The organism is Streptococcus intestinihominis (genome assembly GCF_046824975.1).
Classification (GTDB): Bacteria; Bacillota; Bacilli; order Lactobacillales; family Streptococcaceae; genus Streptococcus.
Genome location: NZ_JBKQBL010000002.1, coordinates 83,356 through 93,348, shown reverse-complemented (window position 1 = coordinate 93,348; position 9,993 = coordinate 83,356). Strand labels below are relative to the sequence as shown.

Here is a 9,993-nt window from a genome sequence, read left to right as displayed (position 1 = left end):
TCACGGACTTTGACTACCTTTTCTTTTTCAGGCTTGCTGCTTTCAGCAACCATTTCTAACTCAAACTTTTTCTCATCTAGATAGTCCGTATAATTCCCAAAGAATTCTCGAATGCTACCATTTTCAAAAGCTAGAATCTTAGAAGCAACCTTGTCTAGGAAATAACGGTCGTGACTAACCGTAATGACCGGACCGCCGAACCCTTGTAGGAAATTCTCTAACACTGTCAAGGTTGCGATATCCAAATCATTGGTCGGCTCGTCTAAGAGCAAGACATTTGGTTTTTCAATGAGGAGCTTCAAGAGATACAAGCGTTTCTTCTCACCACCAGAAAGTTTCTCAATCAAGGTGCCGTGGGTCGAACGAGGGAAGAGAAATTGCTCCAGCAATTCAGCGATTGAGGTAGATCCTGCGCTGGTCTTGACTTCTTCCGCCACTTCTTGCAGGAAGTTAATCATCCGCTTGCTTTCGTCCAAGCCTTCGATCTGCTGGGAGAAGTAGGCAATCCGTACCGTTTCTCCAATAATGACCTTCCCAGCAGGTGGTTGGAGTTTCCCGGCAATGAGGTTGAGCAAGGTTGACTTCCCAACTCCATTATCTCCCACAATACCAATCCGATCTTTGTTTTGAACCAATAGATTAAACCGCTGCAGAATCGGTCCTTGATCATAGGCGAAATCGACATCTTGAAATTCGATGACTTTCTTACCGATTCGACTGGTTTCAAAGGACATTTCTAGATCTGTTTCTATGGCCTGGTGAGATAGGTCCTTTTTGAGGTCGTGGAAACGATTGATGCGAGCCTGTTGCTTAGTAGCACGCGCCTGCGGTTGCCGACGCATCCAAGTCAATTCCTGCTTATACAGTTGTTGCTTCTTATGAAGAAGAGCCGCATCTCGCTCGTCCTGCTCAGCTTTCAAGCGGACATAATCTTGGTAGTTCCCTTGATATTCAACTAGACCAGCACGGTCCAGTTCAAAAATTCGAGTTGAAATATTGTCCAAGAAATAACGGTCATGGGTGATGAAAAGAACGGTTTTCTTAGAGTTTTTAAGAAAATTGGTCAACCATTCGATGGTATCAATATCCAAATGGTTGGTCGGTTCATCTAACAGGAGCAAATCATGGTCTCCTAGGAGAACCTGAGCTAGCTGGACACGGCGACGCAACCCTCCAGACAAACTACCAACCTTAGCAGATAGATCTTGAATCCCCAGTTTAGTCAGAACTGTTTTGACCTGGCTTTCGATTTCCCATGCATTGAGAGAATCCATCTCTGCCATCACTTTTTCCAGTTTAGCTTGCTGACTCTCATCATACTGGCTCGTCAAGAGTTCATACTGACGAATCAATTGGAGTTCTTTCACATCTTCTGACAAAACTGTATCAAGGACAGTTTTGTCATCATCAAATTGAGGTTCTTGGGTGAGATAGCCAATCTTATAATCATTCTTTGCAGAAAAAGGAGAACGATCTCCGTCATAGCCTGAACGACCAGATAAAACATCTAAAAGTGTTGTTTTCCCTGTCCCATTAACCCCGATTAGTCCAATCCGATCCAGCTCATGAATGATGAAAGAAATATCTTTAAAGACCGTTTTGTCCCCAACGGACTTGGTTAGTTTTTCAACGATAAAATCGCTCATGCTTCCCCCTTCTTATATTCAAGATAGTCGCTCAAAAAATCTCCAATCGCTTCTTTGTCATTCTCTAATTCTCCATCTACAATGGCCCATTCAATGGCAGAAATCACTTGTCCTAGAGCTGGACCTGGTTTTAAGCCGTATTCCTTGATCAACAACCCACCATTGACTACAATTTCATGCTTATCATGAATAGCTAGAGAATCATACAATTCCTCAATGACTTGGAAATCTACAGGCAATCCATGAGCCTGACGTAGTTCTTCCGCTGATAAGAGCAGAGACTTATCATAGCGGTAGACGTCCCGACGATTTAAACGAGCCTTTTCACGTAAGCGGTAGATTTCAACCAACTGCTCCACCTTCTTAGCGAAGTCACGAGACGTTTTCCATTTCTTGAAAAAAGCAGAAACCTTATTCTCATCTAAAGTCAAGAGTAAGGCAGCCCATGCTTGCTCTGAACTCGTAAAGCTATAGTCCATCTTCAGTTGGAAAAGTTTCTCTAGTGACGAACGACTATTCTGTAAGAGAGGAAGATACTGATAGCTATGACTAGCAATCAGCCCTTCTAAGCCCTTGCGCCAATAAGGGGCTAAGAGAAGCTTATCTAACTCAATAAAGACTCGCTCGACAGAGATCTTTTCTAGCAAGGGGGCGCAATCTGTCATAGCTTTAAAGGTCTCTTCTTCTAGATCAAAGCCAAGACTGGCTTGAAAACGAAATCCACGCATAATCCGAAGAGCATCCTCATTAAAGCGTTCTGTTGCCACTCCAACAGCTCTTAAAATTCGATTGTCCAAATCTTCCATACCATTGAACAGATCAATGATTTCCCCTTCTTCACTCAAAGCAAAGGCGTTGACAGTAAAATCTCGGCGCTTAAGATCTTCCTCTAGCGAGCGCACAAAACTTACCGAGCTGGGTCTCCGATAATCCACATAGACATCCTCTGTTCGAAAGGTGGTAATTTCATATTCCTGATGGTTCTCTAATACTAAGACCGTCCCGTGTTCAATCCCGACATCAATGGTCCGCTCGAAAATAGCCTTGGTCTCTTCTGGGTAAGAGGAGGAAGCGATGTCTACATCGTGAATTGGACGACCTAAAATAGCATCTCGCACAGAGCCTCCGACGAAATAAGCTTCATACCCAGCTTTTCGAATCTTTTCTAATATTGGCAAAGCCTCCTGAAATTCAGAAGGCAGTTTTTTTAATCTCATAATAGATGTTCTAAACCATAGACAAGCTCATGACGCTTGACTACTTCTTTTACTCCTAGATTAACCCCTGTCATGAAGGACACCCGATCATAGGAATCGTGGCGTAAGGTCAATCCTTCTCCTTGACTACCGAAAATCACTTCTTGGTGGGCTACCAGACCAGGCAAGCGAACCGAATGGATATGCATCCCTTGGTAGTTGGCACCACGAGCTCCTGGCAGACTTTCTTCTTCGTCCAGCGCACCTTGCCCTTGCGGTTGACGGACCTGACTGATAAGCTCAGCCGTCTTCACAGCAGTCCCGCTCGGAGCGTCCTTCTTTTTATCGTGGTGCAACTCAATGATTTCAACATTTGGAAAGTACTTAGCTGCCTGCGCTGCAAATTGCATGAGCAAGACCGCCCCAATGGCAAAGTTTGGCGCGATGAGCCCTCCAATATTCTTCTCACGAGATAAATCAATCAAGTCAGTGATATCTTCTGTTGTAAATCCTGTAGTCCCGACCACAGGCGCCAATCCATGCTCCAAAGCAAAGCGGGTATGCTCATAGGCAACTTTAGGGATGGTGAAGTCAATCCACACATCCGCTTCCAGCATCAAAACGCCTTCCTTGTCATGAAAGACTGGAACACCCGCCAACTCATTCTCAGACGCATGGGGATCAATCAAGCCAACTAGTTCAAGCTCAGGATCTTCTAGCACCATGTGATAAGCCGCTTGGCCCATTCTACCTTTAAAACCTGCAATCACTACTTTAATTGGCATGTTTTCTCCTTATATTTTCGGTACAAAACTAATAGCAACGCTATGATTTCCTAAGTGCGTACCAATGACACTGCCAAAGGTTGCAAATGGAATCTCACCAGCAAAACCATCTTGATGAAGAATATCGCGAAGAGTTTCCGCTTTATCCAGTGCATTCCCGTGAATGATAATGATTTGATAGTCTTTATCCGCTGTTCCTTCTTTGACAATCTCAGCTAAACGTTTGATTGCTTTTTTCTCTGTACGAACTTTCTCATACACTTCAATCACACCTTCCTCGTTAAAATAGAGGATCGGCTTAATGCTGAGAAGATTCCCAAGGATCGCAGCTCCATTAGAAAGACGGCCCCCTTTGACCAAATGGTTGAGATCATCTACCATGATGTAGGCAGAAGTCCCATCGATTTGCATCTGGATATTGGCTAGAATTTCATCAAATGACCGACCTTCACCTGCCCATTTGATTGCTTCTTCAGCCATCCAGCCAAGTGGGGCACTGGTAATCTTAGAATCTGGGAAAGCGATGGTCATGTTCGGGAACTCATCCTTCAAATACTGGATATTCTGATAGAAACCAGAAATACCTGAAGATAGGAAAATTCCTAAAACATGGGTATAGCCTTTTGATTCTAGTTGCGCCAAGAGTTCTTCTAATTCCGCGATACTAGGTTGACTAGTTTTTGGAAGTTCAGACGAAGATTCCATCTTTTGATAGAACTCTTCTGCTGTCAGGTTTTTACCTTCTACGTAAGATACTCCATCAATGACAACTGGAATATCTAGGACAAATAAATTATCGTGTCTTCTTGATTCATCTGAAAGATAGGCAGAAGAATCTGTGATGACTGCTAATTTCATGCATTAAAACTCCAAATTGATCCCTGGTAAATCAAGGGCGATTTCAGTAACTTCATAAGTCAAACGATTCAGCATATTTAAGCAAGGACGAGCTAATTCTTCTACTTCTTCTTTGCTGAATTCGCTTGGCTCGTTGACTAAACGATTGTGAATGTGGTTGATTTGGGTAATGGTCCCGCTGATGACAAAGCCATCAAAGACAATCATATAGGTCAAAATAACGATTAAAGAGGTTGTCTTTAACTCTGTATCGCGTTGAATCAATTGAAAGTTGACGTCTACTTTTGTCTCGGGAGTACCATTTTCTTTTTCCCATTCAAAGTTACGAGCATCATAATGATACTGGCTGACAAATTCTTTTTCACGTTGAATATCCATACTTGTTCTCCTAAAAATAAGCGTTATGAAAATTATACCATAAATTAAATCAAGATTCTATTGCAGAACCATGACTTTTCACTCTGTTTTCTATCAAAAAAACAAGAAAGTAGAGCCCACTCAAGTACTGCGTATTGCTCGACAATCCAAAGACAATTGAGAGGCTAGGACTTTTGTCCCAGCCTCTTTTATGTATATTTAGTTTTTAGGTTTGCGAAGCAATCCGAACAAGATACCACTTACAACTGCACCGATCAATACGAACAAGATGTAAAGAAGTGGATTTGATGTAAGGGCGATAACAAAGATTCCTCCGTGAGGAGCCATGAGTTTCAAGCCTGCAAGACCAACAAGGGCACCTGTCAATGCTGAACCTGCAATGAAGCTAGGGATGGCACGAGCTGGGTCAGCTGCACCGAAAGGAATGGCACCTTCTGTGATGAAGGAAAGACCCATAACAATGTTTGTCAATCCTGAATCGCGTTCTTCTTGTGTGAATTTATCTTTAAACAATACAGTTGCTACGAATACTGCCAATGGAGGAACCATACCAGCTGCCATAACAGCTGCCATAACAATAGAACCACCTGAAGCAACAGATTCAGCAAGTGTACCTGTAGCGAAGACATAAGCGGCTTTGTTAACTGGTCCACCCATATCAACAGCCATCATACCGCCGACGAGAAGTCCAAGAAGGACAGCTGAGCTACCTGACAAGCTTGAAAGGAAGTTGTTAAGACCAGTATTGATAGCAGCCATTGGAATATTGATGAGGAACATCAAGAATCCTGTCAAACCAACACCAAGTAATGGCAAGAGAAGGATTGAACGGATACCATCAAGAGAGCGTGGAAGACTTGCTAGAGCTTTACGAAGAACAAGAATCACTCCACCTGCAAGGAAACCACCTACTAAGGCACCAAGGAAACCAGATGATACTGCTCCTGGCAACTCACCTTTAGCAGCGCCGTAGGCAATATTACCAAATGCTGATCCTGAGCTAGCAATAGATCCAGCGATAAACCCTGCTACAAAACCAGGTTTTTCAGCGATTGAGAATCCGATGTAACCTGCAAGTACAGGAAGCATGAAGCCAAAGGCCGCACCACCGATTGTTTTGAATTGAGCTGCTAATTCATGGTATGAACCAAGTTGAGACAATTGATCTTGAGGCACCCCAAGAATTTGGTCAATCAAGAAGGCAAGGGCAATCAAGATACCACCACCGATAACGAATGGAAGCATTTGAGAAACCCCACTCATCAAGTGTTTGTAGAAGGCTCCACCCAAGCTTAATTTTTCTTGGCTAGCGCTAGCTTGTGCAGCATTTTCAGCGTGGAAGACTTCTGCTTTGCCATCCAAGATGGTTTGGATCAATTCTTCTGTCTGACGGATACCAGCTGCGACTGGTTTAGAGATCAATTTTTTGCCATTGAAACGAGCGGTTTCAACTGCCTTATCTGCAGCAATGATGACCCCTTCAGCTTTTGCGATTTCTTCAGCTGTCAAGCGGTTGCCGACACCAGATGCACCGTTGGTTTCAACACGGACCGTAACACCCATTTCTTCACCTTTTTTGATGAGGGCTTCTTCTGCCATGTAAGTGTGGGCGATACCTGTTGTACATGCTGTAACGGCAACGATGAGCGGTTTGTCAGATGAAGCTGCTTCTTTGACTGCTTCTGCTTTTTTCGCTTCTTCAGCTGCAGCTTCTTGCTCTTCTGCATCAAAGGCTGCGATCACTTGATCAGGAGTGCTTGCTTGGCGAAGTTTGTCCGCAAATCCTGGTTTCATCAAGTACTTAGACAATTCAGCAAGGGCTGCCAAGTGAGTGTCATTTGCACCTTCTGGTGCGGCGATCATGAAGAACAAGTCTGTTGGTTGTCCATCAAGTGATGCATAGTCCACACCCTTGTTTGATTTTGCAAACAAGACCGTTGCTACTTTAACAGCTTCATTTTTGCTGTGGGGCATAGCAATTCCGTCACCCAAACCAGTTGAAGTTTGTGCTTCACGGTTCATGATTCCAGCCTTGAAGGTGTCAAAATCTGTCACCACACCATTGTCAACGAGCGATTGGACCATCTCATTGATCACACCCTCTTTATCTGTTGCCTTTAGGTCAAACAACATCACGTTTTTATTTAAAACGTCTTGAATTTTCATAGTTTTTCTACCTCTACTTTTTCATAAGTTTCTTTTATATAGTCAGCTGTCGCCAAGTCATCTGAGAAGGTGGTCGCTGTTCCACAAGCCACGCCCCATTTGAAGGCTTCGATGACATCTCCTGTTGTTGCGAGCTTCCCAGTGAAGCCAGCTACCATGGAATCTCCAGCCCCGACAGAGTTCTTCACTTGACCCTTGATTGGTTTTGCGAAGTAAGTGCCACTAGGACTTACCAGAAGAGCACCATCACCCGCCATGGAAATAATGACGTTTTGCGCTCCTTTGGCCAAGATTTCTTTGGCGTAACGTTCAATTTCTGGCAACTCTGTCAAGGTAACACCAAAAATAGCTCCCAACTCATGGTTGTTTGGTTTGACCAATTGGGGATTGAACTCCAAGGAATCAATCAAGGTTTGCCCTTCAAAATCACAAACCACTTGAGCACCTGTCGCACGAGTTGCTGCGATCAATTGTTTGTAAACGGCATTCCCAAGTGAAGATGGAGCAGATCCTGCAAAAACTACCACATCATCCGCTGTTAAGCTTGAGAGGATGCTGAGCAATTCTTGCAACTGAGCTTCCGTCACTTCTGGGCCGTTCCCATTGATCTCGGTTTCCTCATCGGCCTTGATCTTGACATTGATCCGTGTATCTTGGTCCACTGTCACAAAGTTGGTTGAAATGGCTTCGCTAGTCAATACGTCTTCAATGAAGCGTCCAGTGAAACCACCGATAAATCCAGTCGCTGTGTTCTCGATATCGAGACGTTTCAAGACACGACTGACATTGATTCCCTTACCACCGGCGAATTTATCTTCCGAAGCCATCCGGTTGACCGCCCCTGTCTCTACATGATCGAGACGGACGATGTAATCAATCGCTGGATTTAATGTAACTGTATAAATCAAACCTCAATAACCTCCGTTTTTTCTTTTAATTTAGAAAGGATCTCCGTATCTGAAGCATTGGTAATGATGGTTGCTCTCTTCACCGGAGCTACCTTAACAAAAGATGTCCTCCCAAGTTTTGACGAGTCTAGAAGAATGTAAGTATTCTTTGCATTCTCTAAAATGGCCCGTTTGACGGCCCCCTCTTCGAGATCCGGTGTGCTGTACGACTCTAGGTCGACGCCATTCATCCCAATAAAAGCACGATCGAAACTTAACTGACCGATTTGATTCAAGGCCATCCCTCCGATGCTAGCGTCAGTCGACGTCTTGACCATCCCACCGATGATGACCGTCGGAATATCTCTCTCCACTAAGCTCGCTGCATGGTGAATAGAATTGGTCACAACTGTAACGGTTGGATTGGCCAATTCATGGACTAATAATTCATTGGTGGTTCCTGCATCGATAAAGACAACTTCAAAATCTTTGATCAATTCTGCTGCTTTTTTTGCAATAGCAGATTTTTCTTGCACGTTTTTGATTGCTTTATCTTTATTGCTTTCTTCTTCTTGCAAGGAATGAAGACTTTCAGCCCCACCGTGAATTCGTCTCAGCTTATTCTCAGCTTCCAGTTCATCCAAATCACGTCGGACCGTTGATTCTGAAGAGTTTAGCTCTTGAACCAAATCCTCAATAGAGACGATTCGCTCCTTGATAACCTTTTCTAAAATGATATGTTTTCGTTCAGATTTTAACATATAACCTCCTTTCGGAAACGATTACAAGAACTATTATACTCTCTTATCTTTCAAAGTCAAGCACTAAATATCATTTTCTTTCATTTTCTATCAATTTCTCCAAAAATGTCCATTGTTCTCTCTTTAAATCTAGCTACTTGACTCTTAAACTCTGCATCAGTTTTTGACAGAACAAAAAAGAGGCTGGGACAAAAGTCCTAGCCCTCTCAATTGTCTTTAGATTATCGAGCAAGACGCAGTGGTTGAGTGGCCTCTACTACGCTGATTTCATCAGCTTTTACAGCCCTACTCAACTGTGCGGAGGTGGGACAACGAAATCGAATTCTAACGAATTACCGATTTCTGTCCCACTCTCTTCTTTTATGTCATGTATACATTCTGGAAATGTTTATCCAGAGTAAACATTATTTATAATTATAAGCCCAGTAATAGTAACCATCTCCATTTACAACTGCTGCTACAGCTCCTTCAGTTGCGTTTGGATCTAGTAACAATTCACGCAAGCCACTGTTGAACCATTTCGTTGCTACAGTTGCTGGGTCTTCTTCACGACGAGCCACAAATCCAGTGCTATCATATTGTCTTGAGATTTGGTTTGCCTTTGGAAGAGAAAGCTTGTTGTAGATATCATCAGACCAAGTCAACTCTTTCAAGCCTTGAGCTTTTCTTAGTTCATTGATTTTAGCAAATGCTTCTTTGGCCTTATCTAAAGAAATATAGTTGGTATCGTCTGTCGCTTCCACACGGAAGACGAATTTCACATAACCAAATTCAACATCCTTGTATTCTTTTTCGTCGACACCACTCTTCAAGTTAGCAATCAAGACATAATCTTTTGCCCAAGGATTTTCTTTTGATTGTTCAAAAAGTTCAGGGTCTTCGATTTCCCACTCAACTTTACAATCCCAACCAGCGTTGTCAACGAACTTAGGATTCATTTTTTCAATGACATAGTTCTTAAATTCTTCGACGTTTTTGAACGGTAACGGTTGGCCAGCTTTGACTGTTTCTACTACATTGGTAGAGTATAGTTTCACACTTGAGTCACGATCGCTATAAGCGTACTCGTCATCTTTTGCATCTTCATGGAATTTTGGATCGACGACAGGGTCATTTGGATCTGTCATTCCTTGAAGTTTCCATTTACCATCAATCCACTTCCAGTATGCAGAATATCCTGTAGCCTCTGTATCAGATGGAACATAGTAGTAATGAGTTGTCCCATCAAAGTAATAGTTCTGATCGTTACGCAAAGCAGCTGATCCAGGCTTACCAGGTGGGTAGACTAGCTTAGGTACACGACCATTTGGCGCCCA

Annotated in this window: 9 protein-coding genes; all 9 read right to left on the bottom strand. The window is 43.1% G+C overall.

Annotated elements, in window-relative coordinates; translation table 11 throughout:
• A partial coding sequence (locus ACLOR3_RS03755; RefSeq protein ID WP_412037007.1) for an ABC-F family ATP-binding cassette domain-containing protein occupies positions 1 to 1,646 on the bottom strand: 1,646 nt, incomplete at its 3' end.
• Positions 1,643 to 2,863 carry a CCA tRNA nucleotidyltransferase gene (locus ACLOR3_RS03750; RefSeq protein ID WP_411400367.1) on the bottom strand — a complete coding sequence of 407 codons (1,221 nt, stop codon included), beginning with the start codon at positions 2,861 to 2,863 and terminating at the stop codon, positions 1,643 to 1,645. The genes ACLOR3_RS03755 and ACLOR3_RS03750, both read right to left, overlap by 4 nt.
• On the bottom strand, positions 2,860 to 3,627 hold the full coding sequence (gene dapB, locus ACLOR3_RS03745; RefSeq protein ID WP_411400368.1) for a 4-hydroxy-tetrahydrodipicolinate reductase: 768 nt from the start codon (positions 3,625 to 3,627) through the stop codon (positions 2,860 to 2,862). Before dapB ends, ACLOR3_RS03750 begins: the two co-directional genes overlap by 4 nt.
• 9 nt (positions 3,628 to 3,636) lie before the next feature.
• Positions 3,637 to 4,485, bottom strand: coding sequence for a DegV family protein (locus tag ACLOR3_RS03740; RefSeq protein WP_023026856.1), 849 nt, complete (start codon positions 4,483 to 4,485; stop codon positions 3,637 to 3,639).
• Between the two features lie 3 nt (positions 4,486 to 4,488).
• On the bottom strand, positions 4,489 to 4,863 hold the full coding sequence (locus tag ACLOR3_RS03735) for a DUF1149 family protein (RefSeq protein WP_048788860.1): 375 nt from the start codon (positions 4,861 to 4,863) through the stop codon (positions 4,489 to 4,491).
• Between the two features lie 198 nt (positions 4,864 to 5,061).
• A complete protein-coding gene (locus ACLOR3_RS03730; RefSeq protein WP_411400369.1) occupies positions 5,062 to 7,029 on the bottom strand; it encodes a PTS fructose transporter subunit IIABC in 1,968 nt (655 codons plus the stop codon).
• Positions 7,026 to 7,937, bottom strand: a complete 912-nt coding sequence (pfkB, locus tag ACLOR3_RS03725; protein WP_129269237.1) for a 1-phosphofructokinase — start codon at positions 7,935 to 7,937, stop codon at positions 7,026 to 7,028. Before pfkB ends, ACLOR3_RS03730 begins: the two co-directional genes overlap by 4 nt.
• Entirely contained in the window at positions 7,934 to 8,677 is a 744-nt protein-coding gene (locus ACLOR3_RS03720) for a DeoR/GlpR family DNA-binding transcription regulator (RefSeq protein WP_048716102.1), read from the bottom strand. The genes pfkB and ACLOR3_RS03720 overlap by 4 nt, the downstream gene beginning before the upstream one ends.
• A 404-nt stretch (positions 8,678 to 9,081) precedes the next feature.
• A partial coding sequence (locus tag ACLOR3_RS03715; protein WP_412037006.1) for a CAP domain-containing protein occupies positions 9,082 to 9,993 on the bottom strand: 912 nt, incomplete at its 5' end.